Source organism: Rhizobium sp. Root1212 (genome assembly GCF_001424985.1).
Classification (GTDB): Bacteria; Pseudomonadota; Alphaproteobacteria; order Rhizobiales; family Rhizobiaceae; genus Pararhizobium.
The window spans coordinates 53,682-70,511 of sequence record NZ_LMDA01000012.1; the positions used below are offsets into that span (position 1 = coordinate 53,682).

Annotated in this window: 19 protein-coding genes; 5 read left to right on the forward strand and 14 right to left on the reverse strand. The window is 62.2% G+C overall.

Features of this window, described 5'->3' with window-relative positions; translation table 11 throughout:
- The first annotated feature begins 238 nt into the window (after positions 1-238).
- From ASC86_RS12390 to ASC86_RS12400, 3 genes are all read left to right on the forward strand, one after another.
- Positions 239-556: a hypothetical protein gene (locus ASC86_RS12390; RefSeq protein ID WP_056322521.1), complete on the forward strand. Its 318-nt coding sequence runs from the start codon at positions 239-241 to the stop codon at positions 554-556.
- Between the two features lie 22 nt (positions 557-578).
- Positions 579-1,172 carry a general stress protein gene (locus ASC86_RS12395; protein WP_056321214.1) on the forward strand — a complete coding sequence of 198 codons (594 nt, stop codon included), beginning with the start codon at positions 579-581 and terminating at the stop codon, positions 1,170-1,172.
- A 61-nt stretch (positions 1,173-1,233) separates the two neighbouring features.
- Positions 1,234-1,929 (forward strand): DUF72 domain-containing protein, encoded by a 696-nt coding sequence (locus tag ASC86_RS12400; protein ID WP_056321217.1) that lies wholly within the window; start codon positions 1,234-1,236, stop codon positions 1,927-1,929.
- Here ASC86_RS12400 and ASC86_RS12405 read toward each other — a convergent pair whose 3' ends face one another.
- The gene (locus ASC86_RS12405) at positions 1,930-2,217 is read right to left on the reverse strand and encodes a hypothetical protein (protein ID WP_056322524.1); all 288 of its coding nucleotides are present in this window, start codon (positions 2,215-2,217) and stop codon (positions 1,930-1,932) included.
- 168 nt (positions 2,218-2,385) lie between these two features.
- On the opposite strand from ASC86_RS12405, the gene ASC86_RS25805 reads away from it, so the two are divergent.
- Positions 2,386-2,823, forward strand: coding sequence for a hypothetical protein (locus tag ASC86_RS25805; protein WP_156387032.1), 438 nt, complete (start codon positions 2,386-2,388; stop codon positions 2,821-2,823).
- Here the strand turns inward: ASC86_RS25805 and ASC86_RS12410 are convergent.
- From ASC86_RS12410 to ASC86_RS12440, 7 genes are all read right to left on the reverse strand, one after another.
- The gene (locus ASC86_RS12410; protein ID WP_056321219.1) at positions 2,778-3,821 is read right to left on the reverse strand and encodes an HWE histidine kinase domain-containing protein; all 1,044 of its coding nucleotides are present in this window, start codon (positions 3,819-3,821) and stop codon (positions 2,778-2,780) included. The genes ASC86_RS25805 and ASC86_RS12410 overlap by 46 nt on opposite strands.
- Positions 3,822-3,921: 100 nt before the next feature.
- Positions 3,922-4,275 carry a response regulator gene (locus ASC86_RS12415; RefSeq protein WP_056321222.1) on the reverse strand — a complete coding sequence of 118 codons (354 nt, stop codon included), beginning with the start codon at positions 4,273-4,275 and terminating at the stop codon, positions 3,922-3,924.
- Positions 4,276-4,480: 205 nt separating this feature from the next.
- Positions 4,481-6,112 (reverse strand): FGGY-family carbohydrate kinase, encoded by a 1,632-nt coding sequence (locus tag ASC86_RS12420; protein ID WP_156387033.1) that lies wholly within the window; start codon positions 6,110-6,112, stop codon positions 4,481-4,483.
- 61 nt (positions 6,113-6,173) lie between these two features.
- Positions 6,174-6,902, reverse strand: coding sequence for an SDR family oxidoreductase (locus ASC86_RS12425; protein WP_056321227.1), 729 nt, complete (start codon positions 6,900-6,902; stop codon positions 6,174-6,176).
- A 26-nt stretch (positions 6,903-6,928) separates the two neighbouring features.
- Complete coding sequence (locus ASC86_RS12430) at positions 6,929-8,173, reverse strand: ABC transporter permease (RefSeq protein WP_056321231.1); 1,245 nt, start codon at positions 8,171-8,173, stop codon at positions 6,929-6,931.
- Positions 8,170-8,988, reverse strand: coding sequence for an ATP-binding cassette domain-containing protein (locus ASC86_RS12435; protein WP_056321232.1), 819 nt, complete (start codon positions 8,986-8,988; stop codon positions 8,170-8,172). The genes ASC86_RS12430 and ASC86_RS12435 overlap by 4 nt, the downstream gene beginning before the upstream one ends.
- A gap of 69 nt (positions 8,989-9,057) precedes the next feature.
- Positions 9,058-10,104 carry a sugar ABC transporter substrate-binding protein gene (locus ASC86_RS12440; RefSeq protein WP_056321235.1) on the reverse strand — a complete coding sequence of 349 codons (1,047 nt, stop codon included), beginning with the start codon at positions 10,102-10,104 and terminating at the stop codon, positions 9,058-9,060.
- A 275-nt stretch (positions 10,105-10,379) separates the two neighbouring features.
- On the opposite strand from ASC86_RS12440, the gene ASC86_RS12445 reads away from it, so the two are divergent.
- Positions 10,380-11,405 (forward strand): LacI family DNA-binding transcriptional regulator, encoded by a 1,026-nt coding sequence (locus ASC86_RS12445; protein WP_156387034.1) that lies wholly within the window; start codon positions 10,380-10,382, stop codon positions 11,403-11,405.
- Positions 11,406-11,475: 70 nt separating this feature from the next.
- Here the strand turns inward: ASC86_RS12445 and ASC86_RS12450 are convergent, their stop codons facing one another.
- The 6 genes from ASC86_RS12450 to ASC86_RS12470 form a co-directional block, all read right to left on the reverse strand.
- Positions 11,476-12,228 (reverse strand): esterase family protein, encoded by a 753-nt coding sequence (locus tag ASC86_RS12450; RefSeq protein ID WP_056322530.1) that lies wholly within the window; start codon positions 12,226-12,228, stop codon positions 11,476-11,478.
- Positions 12,229-12,232: 4 nt separating this feature from the next.
- Positions 12,233-13,402, reverse strand: a complete 1,170-nt coding sequence (locus ASC86_RS12455; RefSeq protein WP_056321237.1) for an ATP-grasp domain-containing protein — start codon at positions 13,400-13,402, stop codon at positions 12,233-12,235.
- 137 nt (positions 13,403-13,539) lie between these two features.
- Positions 13,540-13,737, reverse strand: coding sequence for a hypothetical protein (locus ASC86_RS12460; protein ID WP_056321240.1), 198 nt, complete (start codon positions 13,735-13,737; stop codon positions 13,540-13,542).
- Position 13,738: 1 nt separating this feature from the next.
- A complete protein-coding gene (locus tag ASC86_RS12465) occupies positions 13,739-13,927 on the reverse strand; it encodes a hypothetical protein (RefSeq protein WP_056322533.1) in 189 nt (62 codons plus the stop codon).
- Between the two features lie 421 nt (positions 13,928-14,348).
- On the reverse strand, positions 14,349-14,492 hold the full coding sequence (locus ASC86_RS25235) for a DUF1127 domain-containing protein (RefSeq protein ID WP_082510163.1): 144 nt from the start codon (positions 14,490-14,492) through the stop codon (positions 14,349-14,351).
- A gap of 206 nt (positions 14,493-14,698) precedes the next feature.
- Positions 14,699-16,735, reverse strand: coding sequence for a tetratricopeptide repeat protein (locus tag ASC86_RS12470; protein WP_056321243.1), 2,037 nt, complete (start codon positions 16,733-16,735; stop codon positions 14,699-14,701).
- Positions 16,736-16,830 lie beyond the last annotated feature (95 nt).

The window sequence follows — 16,830 nt, forward strand, 5'->3', positions numbered from 1 at the left end:
TAGCACGCCGGACTGGCGCATACACCCTAACCCATCGGCGGCGATATGGTTGCTGCGCTGCACAATAAATCTGCCTTGCCGGATACGAAATATAAGGGTGCGCACGCGCGGCGCGGACATGGAGGCAATGACGGCGCCGCGGCGGTGGGGCGCCATTTTCTATTTCGGCCGGCGGAACTATGTGGCCGGCGAGGTGTTTCTGCTGGGCCTGCTCTCAGGTTCCAACGAGGAAAAAATCATGAAAAAACTTCTCCTAGCCGCAGCGCTTGCGGGCGCATCGACTTTTGGCGCCTTCGCTCAGACATCCACGGCACCAGCGACCGATGGCGATATGCCGGCCGTGGCCACGCCCGATACCAAGAACGCGACCGCCCCGGTAGCCGGTGCCAATAGCTTCACCGAGGACCAGGCGAAGGAGCGTTTCACGGAAGCCGGATATGCCGATGTTACCGGCCTCATGCTGGATGACAAGGGAGTCTGGCAGGCCAAGGCGACAAAGGACGGCAAGGCCGTGAATGTCGCACTCGACTATCAGGGCAACATCGTCGCCAACTAATTTCATTTTGCAGGAGGTTTCCATGAAAACCGTTACCGGACTTTTCGACGACTATTCCGATGCGAGCACCGCCGTCAGCGCCCTTGAGGCAAGCGGTGTGCCTTCCAGCGATATCAGCATCGTTTCCAACAATGCAGACGGACGCCACCGCACCGAAACCAATGCTGCCGAAGGCGCAGGCACGGGTGCAGGCATCGGCGCGGCTGTCGGTGGTGTCGGCGGTCTGCTGACCGGGCTCGGCATCATGGCCATTCCCGGCGTAGGGCCGGTGGTGGCTGCCGGCTGGCTTGCAGCCACGGCCGCAGGCGCCGTTGCCGGCGCGGTGGCAGGTGGTGCGGCGGGCGGGCTCATAGGCGCTCTGACCGAATCCGGCGTTCCCGAAGCCCACGCCCATGTCTATGCCGAGGGTGTTCGCCGCGGCGGTACGCTCGTGACCGCAAAGGTCGACGACAGCCTCCGGGCGGAGGCGGAAGCCATTCTTCGCAAGTCGAATTGGGTCGACCCGGACCAGCGCCGTGCAGTCTACGCGGAACAGGGCTGGTCCGAGTTCGACGATACGCTGGACCCGTATGGTCCGGCGGAAATCGAACAGGAGCGCCTGCGCTACAGGCGTTAAACGGTTCAGGAAATGGCCGGCATCTGCCGGCCATTTTTTTTCGTCAGACAGGATAGGAAACGTGCCTTTTATCGCGACAGCCGGATGGTCGATCCCGAAGACCGTGGCGCACCTTTTTCCCGAAAAAGGGAGCGGGCTCAGCCGCTATGCAACCGTCTTCAACGGCGCCGAGATCAATTCGACCTTCTATCGCCACTATCAGAGGAAGACATTCGAGCGCTGGGCGAGCGTTGTGCCGGACGACTTTCGTTTTGCCGTCAAACTGCCGCGGGAGATTACCCATGAGCAGCGCTTGCGGTCGATCGGTCCCCTCTTCAACGCGTTCCTGGGAGACGTTTCAGGGTTGGGCGACAGGCTTGGCCCGTTGCTTTGCCAATTACCTCCCAGCCTCAGATTCGATGCCGCCGAGGTGACGGCCGCGTTCGCGGCGATGCGCGATGCTTTTCCGGGCATGATCGTGATTGAACCGCGCCACACAGGCTGGGCCTCGCCGTCGGCGGAAGAGGTGCTCCGACGCTTTGCCATCGACCGGGTTCTGGCCGACCCGGCGCCGGTCTGGGGGGCGGGGGATTTTACCGAACCGCCGAAATATGTCCGGCTGCACGGCACTCCCCGGATGTATTATTCCAACTACGACGAGGCCGAAATACGAACCTTTGGGAAGCGTCTCGCCGCCGGCAGCTGGTGCGTCTTCGACAATACCGCCTCCGGTGCGGCCATCGAGAACGCTTTGACGATGCGCGATCAACTGGCGTGATCAGGGGATGAAGCGCGGTCCCGCCTGCACGGCTTGCCCGTCGCGGGCCAATGCCTCATCGATTTCCGCCGGTGACACCTGAAGGAACTGGCGCTTCGCCATCCCGACCGAGATCGCGGGAATCTCGAGATGGGTTCCGACGCGCCGGTAGGCCGTGAAGCTGAGGCCCTCGATCAATTCCTCGTCCACGACCAGGCGATACGTTCCTGCTTCCAGAGGGTCTGCAAGGGATTGCAGGTGAAACGGATGCGTGAATGTGATTTCGGTCCGGGTCGTTCTTTCAGTCATTTCGAGCATCGCTTTTCCGTCGCATCAAAATTGACGCTGGCTCAATCCGTCGTCGAGGATTACCAGAGCCATCCTCTGCTCAGGATGTAAATGACCATTGCAAGACTTGCCGCGGATACGGCGTAGCCAGCCAAGGTCGCAACTTCATATTTCTGCGGCTGATGGAATATGGAAGACATGGTGTCCTCCTCGCTTGGGGCCAGGGTAATCAACCCTCAAACAGCAGCGCCCGTAAGATGGCTGCTGGAACGAGTACAGTGGACCCGTTTCTATCCTTTAGCAATGAATCAATTCAGGTTGCCTGGAGACAAGGACCGAAGGTTTGCCCGCAATCCTGAAATGAATATGCCTGCCGAACTTGTTTTCGACACAGTCGGCCTCTATATGGTGCTTATCGGCATTGCTGATGAGCGCTGGAAAATCTCTGCCGCTCGCAATTGGCCGGCATCGCTTTATGCTTTTGACCACGGATGTACTGGCACAGGTAGACAAGCGATGATGAGGAAGGTCGGTGCGGTTTCGCCCCGGCCTTTTTTGTTGGCCGCGAGCCTGCTTCCGCATCAAGGCGAGGACTTGTCGATGGCCGACAAGTCATTCTGGACCTGAATTTTCGAGAGCGGCAATTCGGCAAGGAGGGTCAGTCCTTCGGGCCTGTAGGAGATATTCGCCTCGCCAAAGGCCTGCAGGCTGGAGACGATCAGGCGCGAGCCAAAACCCTTGCGGTCCGGTTCGGCACTGGGTATGGGCGGACCATCGATCTCCCGCCAGCATGCGACCAGGGTTTCCACGTCATCGCGGCGTTCGACGTTCCACTTTACCTCGACGCGGCCCTGCGCATTCGACAACGCTCCATATTTCGACGCGTTGGTGAGAAGTTCGTGGAACACCATTGAAAAGGACAGGGCCGCCTGCGGCCCGAGTTGAATATCCGGCCCACTCGACAGGATGCGCGTGCTCCCGTCCAGACCGATGTTCATTTTAGTGGCTTCCACGACGTCTGCGAGCGTCGCGCTGACCCAATCCTTCTGCAGCAGGATGTCATGGGCCTTGGCATAGGCGGCGATCCGCAACTGAAGCTTTTCGGCCGCATCGTCGAGGGAAACCGCATTGCGCAGGGATTGCGTCACGATCGCCTGGACGACGGACAGCGTGTTCTTCATCCGGTGACCGAGTTCGTGCATGAGGAGACGTTCACGTTCGGCGCGTTCGCGTTCCTGGGTCCTGTCGCGAAGAATTTTGATGAAGCCGATGATCTGTTCATCGGATGCGTACAGTGCCATCATCTCGCCTGAGGCCCAGAACATCGTGCCGTCCGCGCGCAGGTGCCATCGCTCGTCGCTGCCTCGGCCGCGGTTGAGCGCGGCCGTCATCTCCTTTTGGGGAATGCCGCTTTCCCGGTCTTCCTGGGTGAAAAAAATAGTGGCCGGTTTTCCGATCATGTCCTCGGCTTTCCAGCCCAGGATATTGAAAGCCCCTTCATTCCAGCTCGTTACGAGGCCGTCGAGGTCCATCGATATGATGGCATAATCGATGGCACTCTGAACGATCGCTTCAAGGAAGCGTTCTCTCGATGAAATGGGTCCGGCGTCGTTTGCAATCTTCATGAAGGTCTCTCGGATTCGGTCCTGCATGTTATGCCATGGATCATGCCGATTGCGCTGTCGGAACTATGGTGAAGCCATGTGGTCGTGGTGCTCGGCAATCTTAGCGGCGGCTCATCGCTTTCAACGATGCAATGATCTGATCGAAGCGGTATGGTTTTGCAAAGAATTTAGCCCCGGTCGGCAAATCCGCGCCTGTCGGCCGTATCCGGCCCGATGCGACGATAATGCCGGCGTCCGGAAAACGTTCGGCAACCATCTGGGCGAGATCAACACCGGTCAGCTTGCCCGGCAACTGGATGTCTGTAAAGAGCAGATGGATTGTCTGCTCGTTCATGATCTCGAGCGCGTCGTCGGCCGACCCCGTATCGACGACGTCGAAACCCGCCTCATGTAACGCGTCAACCAATGTCAATCGGATCAGTACTTCGTCTTCAACAACCAGAACTTTGCGCACGGGAATCTCCTATCAATGCCCACCAACCCCTGGAAACGCGCAACGTTCCTTCGACACGGTGCTGTTTTGCGCCCGCTGTCGCGAAAATTGCATTTTTGCGGGAATCCCTGGCCGCTTATTTGAAAACAAAAAGCGTTTGCGGAGCGAAGAGGCGTTACCCGTCTCTTCGCCGCCGTGATCTGGCCGCCCTGAAAGTCGATTGGTCTTAGCGGAGTTCGCGCGCCAGATCCTGAAGACGCCGGAAGGCCTCGTAGCGTCTGGCATGGAGACCGGCGGTCTCGCCACCGGCTGGCTGGTAGGTCCGATCGGTTGCCGAAAGGGCCGCCATCGCGGAGCGCACATCCGGGAAAGTGCCGCCGGCGACACTGCCGAGAATGGCGGCACCCAGCAGCACCGGCTCTTCCGCCCGCGTGGCAAGCAGCGGCTTGCCCGTTGTGTCGGCGAGAAGCTGACGCACGAGATCGAGTTGCCCGGCACCGCCGCTGATGACGATCTTGTCGATCGGGGCTCCGGCTGCCGCCTGCGCGTCGATGATTTGACGCAGACCGTAACCGATGCCGCAAAGCCCGGCGATGTAGAGAGCGACTAGATTTTCGATATCCCGCTCCATGCCAAGCCCGACGATGGCCGCGCGGGCATGCGGATCGGCAAAGGGCGCGCGGTTGCCGAGGAATTCGGGCACGACATGCAGTCCGTCCGCAAGCACCGCCACGTCTGAAAGCGTGCCTGTTTTCTCCGCCGCGAGTTCCGCCAGCAGCACCGGCAGGGAAAGCCCGCGCGATTCTGCCAGTTCCCTAGCCTTGGCTGCCGCAGGGTGGAAGGAGATGAGTTGCTCGATGGCGGCGCCGGCCGCCGACTGGCCGCCCTCGTTGAGCCACATGCCCGGCACCATGGCGGAGAAGTAAGGCCCCCAGACGCCCGGCACGAAGACTGGCTCGCGCGTGGTGGTCATGGTGCAGGACGAGGTGCCGAAGACATAACCGAGATTGTTTTCCGGCGGGCCATCGACGCCGACCGTGCCGATACCGCCCGCATGGGCGTCGATCATGCCGGCCGCGACCGGTGTGCCGACGGCAAGGCCGAGTTCGGCGGCCGCGCGCTCCGTCAGTCCGTTACCGAGAGGCGTGCCGGGCTCGACGACGCGCTGGCCGATGCGGGCAAAGTCCTCATCGGCGAGAACGCCGAGACCAATGCCGTGGAAATAGCTCGGGTCCCAGCGCTTCTCATGGGCGAGATAGGTCCATTTGCACGTCACGGTGCAGGTGGAGCGGGCGAGATCGCCTGTCGAGCGCCAGGTCAGGAAGTCGGCGAGGTCGAAAAACTGCCAGGCCGCATCGAAGACCTGTGGCCGGTTTTCCTTCAGCCACAGTAGCTTGGGCGTTTCCATTTCCGGCGAGATGATGCCGCCGACATAGCGCAGGACGTCATAGCCTCCGGCATTGATACGCTCGACCTGATCCACCGCGCGGTGATCCATCCAGACGATGATGTCGCGTTCCGGATCTTCCGACGGGCCGACGGGAAGCGGCTTGCCGGCTTCCCCCAGCACGACCAGCGAACAGGTCGCGTCGAAACCGATGCCCGCGACCTTTTCCGGTGCTACGCGGGCCTTCCCGATGGCTTCGCGCACCGAGGCGCAGACGGCGGCCCAGATTTCCGTGCTCGACTGCTCGACCATCGCGCCCGGCGCGCGAAACAGCGAAATGTCTCGTTTCGCCGAGGCCAGCATCCGGCCCGAGAGATCGAAGAGGCCAGCCCTGGCGCTACCCGTGCCGACATCGACGCCAATGAGGTAGCGTTCGCCGCCTGCGGGGCGTGCGGAGGAAGAAGTATTCATGGGTCTGTCGCCTTTCATCAGGAATGTCCGGTGCAAGCGGCATAGGCCGCTTGCCGGGCGCTTAGAGATCGACGCTGTTGGGCAGGATGACGAGGTCGCGGATCGTGACGTTGCGCGGCCGGGTCAACATGAAGAGCACAGCATCGGCCACTTCCTTCGGCTGCATCAGGCTGCCGTTAGCCAACGCTTCCTCCATCTTCTCCTTCGGCCAGTCGTCAAGCAATGCCGTGACAACCGGTCCCGGCAGGACCGCGCCGACGCGCACGCCATACTTCGCTACCTGCCGGCGCGTCGAGTGGACGAAGGCCTGTACGGCGAATTTCGAGGCCGTGTAGATCGGTTCCCAGACGACGGGCACCACACCGGCGATCGAGCTGGTGAACAGGATATCGCCGGTCTTCTTCTCGATCATATGGGGCAGCACCGCATGAACCGAGCGGAAGGCCGCGTTGATGTTGAGGTTCAGCATGCGGTCCCAGGCATCCGGATCGCCTTCCGCCACCGGTCCGCCTATGTAGGCGCCGGCATTGGCGTGGAAGACATCCAGCCCGCCAGCGATCTCGAGGATGCGCGGTAGCATGCCGGAAACGTCGGACGGCTTCAGCAGATCGACGACGAGCGGCAGGGCGTTCGGGCCAAGCTCCTTGCAGAGCTGTTCCAGTCTGTCCTGCGCACGGTCGATCAGCACCACCCTCGCGCCTTCGGCCAGCAGCGTCTTTGCGCATTCGAGGCCGATGCCGGAGGCGGCACCGGTGATGGCGGCGATCTTGCCCTTCATGAGGTCAGCCATAATCTAAAACTCCATTCCGGTATTCGTTAGGCGCGGCCGTGGCTGACACGGGAGCGACGGGCGAGCGAGTCGACGATGACAGCGATGGCAAGGACGCCGCCGGTGATCATGTAGCGCAGCGAGGATGACAGGTTGAGCAGCGTCAAACCGTTCGAGATCGCCTGGATGACGATGATGCCGAGCAGGGCGGAATAGGCGCTGCCGCGTCCGCCAAAGAGACTGGTGCCGCCGATGACGGCCGCGGCGATCGCGTTGAGATTGACATCACCCGTTCCCGCCTGCTGGCTGGAGGAGGCAAGGCGCGAGGCCGAGAGGATGCCGCCGAGTGCCGCCAGCGTCGAGCAGAGCATGAAGGCGCTCATGTAAATTCGGCGGACGTTGATGCCCGAACGGCGCGCCGCCTCCTTGTTGCCGCCGACGGCAAACATCGAGCGGCCCCATTTCGTACGCGTCAGCGCATAGTTGAGAATGACTGCGAGCGCGACGAAGAGGGCGAACATCCACGGAATGCCGCGGCCGAGATTGAGGTAGAAGACGGCTGCTTCCAGTGCGACCGTCAACACCGCGGCCTTGAGGATCAGCGCCCGCATCGGCTGAGCCGAGAGATTGGCGGCCATGCGCTGGGTGCGGGTGCGCAGCCCCCGGCCGATCATGACGAGGCCGGGCACGAGTGCCAGCGTATAGGACAGCCAGTCGGGCATGATCAGGATCTGGCCGAAGCGCACCAGCGCGGAGGCGTAAGGCAGGTTGATCGAGCCGGTGGGGCCGAGGATATAAAGTTGCATGCCGAGCAGCGCGAGCAGGCCGGCAAGCGTGGCAACGAAGCTCGGCATGCCCAGGCGATTGTAAAGCGTCGCATAAAGCAGGCCGACGCCCGCACCGATGACGAGTGCGGCAAGCATGGCACCGACGATCGGCCAGCCCTGGTTGACCCAGAGAACGCCGACCATGGCCGAGGAGAGACCGCTCATCGAGCCGACCGACAGATCGATCTCGCCGAGCACCAGCACACAGACGATTCCGAGCGAGATGACGCCGACGGTGGCGCAGTCGAAGAGAAGGTTCACGAGGTTGTTCGGCGCAAGGAAGATCGGGTTCAGCGCGGAAAAGACGATGGAGATGACGACGAGGCCGACGGCGACAGGCAACATGCCGAGGTCGCCGGAGCGCACGCGGTCGATGAAACCTCTGGCCATGGCGGCGAGGCTGTCGTCGTGGCGCACACGCTCGTCGCTGCGGTCCAGCATCGGCTGGGACGAATTCTGGCTCATGCTGCTCCCCCATGATGTTCGTGTGCTTCGCCGGCCTTGCGGTCGGCGCGGCGCGAGACGGAATTGTCCGTGGCGCCGGTGATGGCGGAAACGAGTTCCTGGTTGGACGAGTCGGGCGTGAAGATGCCGTTGTTCTTGCCCAGACGCAGTACGACGATGCGGTCCGCCACGGCGCGCACGTCTTCCATGTTATGGCTGATGATGATGACGCCGAGGCCGCGGTCGCGCACGCGCTCGATGAGGTTCAGCACCTCGGCCGTCTGTGCGACGCCAAGGGCGGCGGTCGGTTCGTCGAGCATGATGAGCTTCGGGTTGAGGAGCAGCGAGCGGGCGATGGCGACCGTCTGTCGCTGGCCGCCTGAGAGCGAGGCGATGGGTTCGCGCACCGACGGGATGCGCGCGGCAAGCTCGCGCAGCAGCGTCCAGGCGCGCACTTCCATGGCGACTTCGTCGAGCGCCCAGGGCGACATTTCGTGGCCGAGGAAAAGATTGGCGACGACGTCGAGGTTTTCGCAGAGCGCCAGATCCTGAAAGACGGTGGCGATGCCCATGCCCAGCGCCTTGGCAGGGCTGTCGAGCGAGACCTGCTGACCGCAGAATTCGATCGTGCCCGACGACGGCTGGTGTACGCCGGCAAGCACCTTGACCAGCGTCGACTTGCCGGCGCCGTTGTCACCGACCAGCGCGACGACTTCGCCGGCCTTTACGTCGAGATCGATATCCGTCAGCGCGGATACGGCTCCGAAATTCTTGGATACGCCGCTGAGACGCATCACCGATTGCCCCTTGGGAGGGAGACTTTGCGTGGCTGTCATGGCCCTTGCACCTTTCGACTGACCGGAATGTCCGGCCGCGAGAAACGCGGCCGGACATGATGGGCTGGATTAGTTGATGATGCCGAGTTTGCGGCAGCCTTCAACATATTCGCCGGTGCAAACTTCTTCCGGCTTGTTGATGCCCTTGTCGAAGATTTCAGCCTTGATGTTTTCCGCCGTCACGACGGCCGGAACGAAAAGCTGCGAAGGCGTTTCGTAGAGCTTGTTTGTGGCTTCCGGCGTTTCACCCTTGAGCAGCTTGACGGCAATGTTCGCCGCTGCCGCCGCCACGATTTCGGAGGGCTTGGAGATGGTGTTGTACTGGTCGCCCGAAATGATGAGCTGCAGTGCTGCGATCGTTGCGTCGTTGCCGGTCACCGGCGGCATTTCCTTGACGCCGGCAGCCTTCAGCGCGGCAATTGCGCCGCCGCCCGTGCCGTCGTTGGCCGCCACGATGCCCTTGATCTCGTCGCCGAAGCGGGTGATCTGGCCGGCCGCCCATTCCTGCGCCTTCGGCGGCGCCCAATCCGGCGTGTCGAATTCGGCGAGCGTCTTGTAGGGAGAAGCGGAAAGCGCCTCATGAATGCCGTCGCGGATGAGGCCGGCGGCCGCATCGGTCGGCGAACCGTTGATCTCAAGCACGCCGGCGCCGTCCGGAACGCCCTTGGCCTTCAGATGCTCGACCAGCGACTGGGCAATGGCCTTGCCGATACCCTGGTTGTCGAAGGAAACGTAATAGTCGGCCGGCTTGTCCGGGATCGGGCGGTCATAGGCGATGACCTTGACGTCCTGCGACTGGGCGATTTCGACCAGCGCTGCGGCAGCCGCGGAATCGACCGGATCGAGAACGATGACCTTGGCGCCCTGCGCGATCACCGAGTTGAACTGCTGCTGCTGGAGCGCGACGTCGGCATTGGCGTTCTGGTAGATCACCGTGCAGCCGGCGCAAAGCTTCTCCATCTCGGCCTTGAAGCCCGGATAATCGTGCTGCTCGTAACGGGTCGAGGCCTGGTCCGGCATCAGGAAGGCGACGGTCGCGTTTTCCTGGGCAAGGGCGGCGCTGCCGAGCGACAGGGCAAGGCCGGTCGATGCGAGCAGAGTGGTAAGCGTCTTCATGTGTTCCTCCACGGTTGATTTTTTCAGTTCGTTCGCCGGCGACCTCAAGCCGCCAAGGGCGACAGGGATCGACCGCCTCCACGCGCCGAAAGCGCATGGATCATCGTTCGCTGCAGCGATGCCGCAACGTCCGGTTCGTCGATGCTCCGTCTGACTCCTCCCTTGGGTCAGCCTTGCTGTTCAGGCAACTCCATCGATGAAGCACATGTGCTCAATCGATGAAGCAAGAATTGTCACCAAACGCCATTGGTGTCAAGGTGGCTTTCGAAATGGAGATGACAGTGAATCGAACGAGCCCACCGAAAAGGACGACCATCTATGATCTGGCAGAGCTGGCCGGCACATCCGCCAGCGCCGTGAGTGCCGTTCTCAACGGCAACTGGAAGAAGCGGCGCATCAGCGTCAAGCTTGCCGAAAAGATCACGAAACTGGCTGAGGAACAGGGCTACGCGCTCAACATGCAGGCGAGCGTCCTGCGCCGCGAGCGCTCGAAGATCATCGGCATGATCGTTCCGAAATACGACAACCGCTATTTCGGCTCGATCGTCGAGCAGTTCGAGGCGCGTGCCCGCGAGCGCGGCCTGTTCCCGATCATCACCTGCACGATGCGCGATCCGGCGCTGGAGGTGGAGGCGGCACGCGCCATGCTGTCCTATCAGGTCGATTGCCTGATCGCGACGGGTGCGACGGACCCGGACCGTATCGTCGATCTCTGCGCCGCCGCCGGCGTGCGCACCATCAATCTCGATCTGCCCGGCTCCCGCGCCCCCTCGGTCATTTCCGACAATTACGGTGGCGCGCTGGAACTGACGCGCCGCGTGCTTTCCAATTGCGAGCGGGAGTATGGCGAGAAGGCCCCGCTTCTCTTCGTCGGCGGGCGCGGCACCGACCACAACACGATGGAGCGCGTGCGCGGTTTCCGCGATGCCCATGCGGAGGCGGGCATCACCGTGGATGAGGCTCTGGTGCAGACCTGCGGCTACGCGCCGGAAAAAGCGGAAAATGTCATGCGACAACTCGCGGCTCGAACGAGCGACCTGCCGCGCGGCATGTTCGTCAACTCGACGATTTCACTCGAAGGCGTCATGCGCTGGATACGCCATTCGGGACACTATGCCGAGCGCATGCCCCATCTCGGCTGCTTCGACTGGGACCCCTTCGTCGCCATGCTCGGAGACCATATCGAGATGGTGCGGCAGGATGTTCCAAAGATGCTCGAGGCCGTCTTCGACATCATCGATTCCGGTTCGACGGACCTCGCTTTCGTGGAAATCCCGCCGATTATCGAGAAGATCGGCTAGCTCTCCCAGGAATGTGACGGGTTGAGTGGTCGCTGCCACTCGTGTCCGCCCGCCGCCCGGCTGTTCAACATCACCGCGGCTCGTTTCGGTCGTCCTCTAGCCACTTGCCGAAGAAATACGCGATCTGCCTGTGCCACCAGGGCCAGTCGTGGCTGGCGTCGGGTCCCCAGAAATCGACCCAGGCGGGGATGGATTTGTCACGCAGCACGGCTTCAAGACGGCGCGTGTCCTCGATCATCGGTTCCTCCCAGGCGCCCTGGCCGCAGCAGAAAAACAGGCGGCGGGCGCGGATGCGGCCGAGGAGATCGCCTTCGGGCATGCCGGCGAGATAATCGACCGGCGAATTGAAGTAGATTTGACCGTCGAGCGTATCGCCGAAGAAGTGGCGGGTCGAATAGACGCCGCTCAGTGCGATAAGACCCGCTGCGCGGTCGGGGAAGCGGAAGAGGAAATTGCTGGCGTGGAAGGCGCCCATCGAGCAGCCCGAGAGGATGGGGGCGCGGCCGTCGGCGGCGAGGATGTCCGGCAGCACGTCGTCGTGGATATAGCGGAAATAGGCTTCATGACGCGCAATGCGGGCGGGAAGGTCGTGACCATTTGAAAAGAAGCTTTCGCCATCGATGCCATCTACCGTCCAGAGCCTGATTTCGCCGGCTTCGATGCGGTCGGCCAGCGCATGCACGCCACCGGAATCCTCATATTGGTAGAAACGGCCGTTGGAGGTGGGAAAGACCAGAACGGGGCGGCCGGCATGGCCGTAGGTCTTGAACTCCATCTCCCGCCCGAGGTGATGGCTGAAGCGCTTGTGATAATCGACCTGCACCGTTTTAACGCTCCACATCCTGGATGAAGCGCACGATGGCTTTCACCTCTTCAAAATCTTCCGAACGGAACTGATAGGCGAAATTGCCCATGGCCCGGCTGAACACATCCTCGATCGGCGCGAAATGCACGATCCTGTCGCCATGGGCCGCAAGAATGGCCCGGTGATCGTTGACGTAGCGGATATGGTTCTTGCGGCTGGCATAGCCGGTGTAGTAGCGCCCTGTGAAGGGGCCGCCGACCTTGTTGGCGACGACCATTCCCGCCCATTCGCGATAGACGTCCATGTCATAGGAGTAGTTGATGGCGTCGGTCATCCAGGCGCCGGGCGGACGCATGTTGATCTCCAGCGCCACGATACGGCCATCCGTCCGGGTCTGGAAGAATTCGATGTGGAAGAACTTCTCGCGGATGCCGAAGGCTTCGACGGCCGCGCGTCCGGCCTTTTCCACGGCGGGATCGACGAACGGCAGGCAATAGTAATTGAGATGGGAATCGGCATTGACCACGCCCATGATGCTCTGCTCGAAACGGTGGCTGGCGGCAAAGACCACCTCGCCGTCGCGATCGACCAGTCCGTCATAGGTCAGGATGATGCCGTCGATGAACTGCTCCGCGACATAGCGGACGCCGGGCTTTTTCGTGGCCTCGAAGGCATCGAGATCGCCGCGGTCGCTGATCTTCAGCGTGTTGCTGGCGCCGGACCCCTGGTCGGGCTTGATCACGATGGGATAGCCGACTTCGGCGATGAAGGCCTCGACGCCGACCCTGTCGGTATAGCCGTGCTGCCGGATCGTCTCGACGCCGGCCTTGCGGAAGAAGGCGCTCATCTTCGACTTGTGCTTCAGGTTCTCGATGAAATCGCTGCGGATGCCCGGAATATTGAAATCCGTGCGGATCGCGGCGTCCTGCTCCAGCCAGTGCTCGTTAAGGGATTCGAAGCGGTCGATACGGCCCCAGCGATGGATGAAATGGCCCATGGCGCGCAGCACCTGGTCGGCGTCCTCCAGGTCGGTGATGCGGTAGTATTCGCCGAGCGCGCTTTTGAGCTTGGCGGGCAGGCGTTCGTAGGCGGCATCGCCTATCCCCAGAACGGTGGCGCCAGCTTGACGGAGACGGTCGCAGAAATCGATATTGTTGGTGGGAAAATGCGGAGAGAAGAATACGAATTTCACGGGCGGCTGGCTCCGAAGGGAATGAGGGACGGTCACGCCTTCGCGAACATTAGCCGAGAACGAAAAGATAGAAAAGCAGGGCTTGGACGCCTGCGCCGGTAATCCGCCGGCATCGTCGCGATGCCGGCAGGGGAGGGTCAGGAACGGTCGGGTTCGGTCTCGTCGAAATTCACGTCCCAATCCCGTTTCGGGTGTTTTTGTCCCGGCGGAGTGCGGTGGGCCGTGGCATCCTCCGAGCCTGTGATCACGGTCGGCTTGGCGCTTGCGACGCCGTTGCTCTTGCGGTCGGCTCGGGACTTCGCAAACTGGCCCTCGGCATCGTCTTTGACGGCCATGTCAGTTTCCCTTGACCTTGAGGGCGTCGGTTGCCTTCTTGCGGTCCGGATCGCGGTTGGTTTCGCCGGCGGCGTCACGGTTGGTATCGGGATCGTCCTTTGCCGGCAGATAGCCCCGCGGGCGAGTGCTTTCCGGTCCTTCCCAGCGCGGCGATTGGTCGGTCGTACCGGCTGCGCCGTCGCCGCCCATGCTCTGGGATGCCGATGCATCCGACGACGGGGTCGCCGTGGTGGTCGATGAGGCCGACACGGGGTCTGATGCAGGGAAGGTGTCTTCGAGACCTTCCTGGAGATCGCTTTTGTTGCCGGCTTTGCGCTGCTCGGCTTTTTCCTGCCGCAGGGATTGGACGGCGGGGGAGTGGGTCGGGTTGTTTGCCATTGGACCCTCCTTTCCTGCGTTTAATCTCGCAGCCGCGCGGGAGGTTCCGGCGACAGGAAAATAAAGTTCGGCGAGCGCAAACAAAAACGCCCGCTTTTGAGGCGGGCGTTTTGAAACGGAAGTGTCGCTTTCTGGAGCCTCTCAGGTTCATTTCTGAACCGGACAGTTTCTCGATTCTTTTGTTTCGTTTGTCTTTTCGGGAAAACCGGTTTCCACTTTTCCCTGACAAACTTTAGCGGTTGGAGCTGCGGGCCAGCGCCGGGAACTGGCCGCGGCTGATGCCGAGGTCGTGAAGCATGCGGGTGTCCAGGCGGCTGAGATCGGCCATGGCGCGACGGTAGGAGAGCCAGTTGTTGAAGCTGCGAACGACGTTCATGATAAACCCCTTTCATGGGTTGAGCTTGACGTCGGTATCCGCTCATCGGCCCGGCGTCTTGATGACGCTGATATGGGCCTTTTCATCGGGAATGAGAATTGGGGAAACGCTCAATCCTCCCATGCAATCCGCGCATGGCGTCCTTCTTGAAACGTAAAAATCCCTCCGGTCCGCCGCCGGAGGGATTTGAACGATTGTGACCGGCGTCACTTAGCCAGCAGGCGAGCATCCTCTCCGAGCGGCGCATAGATGTTCCACTTGGCCAACATATCGCGGTAGCGCTGGCGATAGGCCGCGTCGTCCTCGTATTCGATCTCGTTGGCCAGCAGCTCGATGCCGACCTCGTAGTAGGTGTCGAGGTTGCGCAGGTCCGGCGTCGGGGTCTCGCCGCGTTCGCACTCGCCCTGCATCTGCCAGTAGATTTCCTCCAGCCGGCGCACGAGGCCCGGCATGTCGCGCAGGGCGCAGGTTTCGCGCTGGGTCGCGAGCGAGGCGCGGATATCGGCGAGGCGCTTGCGATCGTTGTGGAGCGCGATCGCCTGGACGACGAAATCGTCGGCATCCTTGCAGATCAGTTCCGGAATGCCGGCGGCCGAGACGATGCTGGCGCAGAAGCGCGAGGCAAAGCTCTTGCCCGGCACGGTCACGATCGGCAGGCCCATGGTCAGCGCATCGCCGGCCGTGGAATGGGCGCCATAGGGGAAGGTGTCGAGGAAGAGATCGGCAAGCGCGATGCGGGCGAGGTGATCCGGGTTCGCGGCCTTCGGGGCGAAGATCAGCCGTTCCGGTGCGACGCCGGCCTGGGTGGCGGCCACGCGCAGGCGCTGGTTCACGTCTTCCGGGCCGGAAAGCAGCCAGAGCACGCTGCCCGGCGTCGCCGCAAGGATCGTCATCCAGCGGGCAAAGCAGGGGGCTGTGATCTTCTGCATGCCGTTGAAGCAGGCATAGACGAAGACGTCTTCCGGCAGGCCGGCTTCCGCACGGGTCGGCTTGCGGCCGATCAGGCGCTTGCGGTCGACCGGCTGGTTGCAGGGAATGCGGAAGACCTTTTCCGAGTAATAGATTTCGTTTTCCGGCGGCACGATGACGTCGTCGGCGATCATATACTGGTGGAAGGGGCTGCCCATCGAGCCGGGATAGCCGCAGAAATTGACGATGACCGGGGCAGGGCGGTGGGCGAAGATGCGGGTGCGCGCCAGCTTGGTATAGCCGTTGACGTCGATGAGGATGTCGATCTGGTCATTGGCGATGAGGTTGGCCGCGTCCTGATCCGGCGTCGTTGCGATATCGCGCCAGTGATCGACCGCGGCCTTCATGCGACGCATGGTGGCGTCTTCGGTGCGGGTATCACCGCAGTAATAGGCGAAGATCTCGACGCTCTTCTTGTCGTGCAGTTCCAGCACTTCGCTGAGCGCAAAGCCGACAGCGTGGTCGCGCAGGTCGGAAGAGACGTAGCCGACGCGCAGGCGCTCCTTGGTGCCGACCTTCTTGCGCGGCTTGCGCACGGGGAAGGCGAGCTGGTCGGGACGGCCCATCAGAGACTTGTTGTAGCGGTAGGCCTTGGCGAGCTGGAACAGCGGATCGTCGGCAAAGCAGCCGAGCGTCAGCGGTGACATCGAGTCGAGCAAATTGCGGACGGTGACGTTTTCGGAGGGAACGAGTGTCGGCCACTTGCACTGGCGCTGGCGGATCGAGGTCCAGTGGTGGCCGGCCTCGGTCTTGTCGGGGCGAAGCTCCATGGCCTGGCGCAGGGTGGATTCGGCTTCTTCGAGCAGGCCGGCGCCTTCCAGCACGCGGCCGATGTGCTGCAGCACCATCAGGCGGTGGTTTGCCCGATCGGGCGTGATGTCGGCGGTCGCCTCGACGTAACTCTTCCACTGCTGGATCGCGTGGTTGAGCTGGCCTGAATCTTCCAGCGCCCGGCCGAGGTTGATATGGGCCTGGCCGAATTTCGGATCGACCTTCAGGCAGGCGCGCAGCGCCTGCACGGCGCCGGCGAGATCGCCCATCTGGCGCAGCGTCACCGAGTAGTTGAAATAGGCGAGGTGCAGCAGCGGGTTGCTGTCGTTATAGGCGACCCAGGTCTTGTAGAGTTCCGCCGCATTGGCGCGGTCGCCCGTCAGGTTGAAGTTTTCCGCGACCTGGAACAGTTCGGCCAGCGAGACCTGCTGGTTTCTCGCCCGGTTGAGGACGTCGACGAGCGGCGAACCGCTGATGGAGGCGAATGCGTTGTCGTTCAGCATGGGCATCTCGGAAACAGGCCGCCGTAGGGCAGTGGTTGACGTAGGGGCGCGGAGCGTAACGACCTGCTTATATGTCCTAGCTTGCTTTGGGCTTG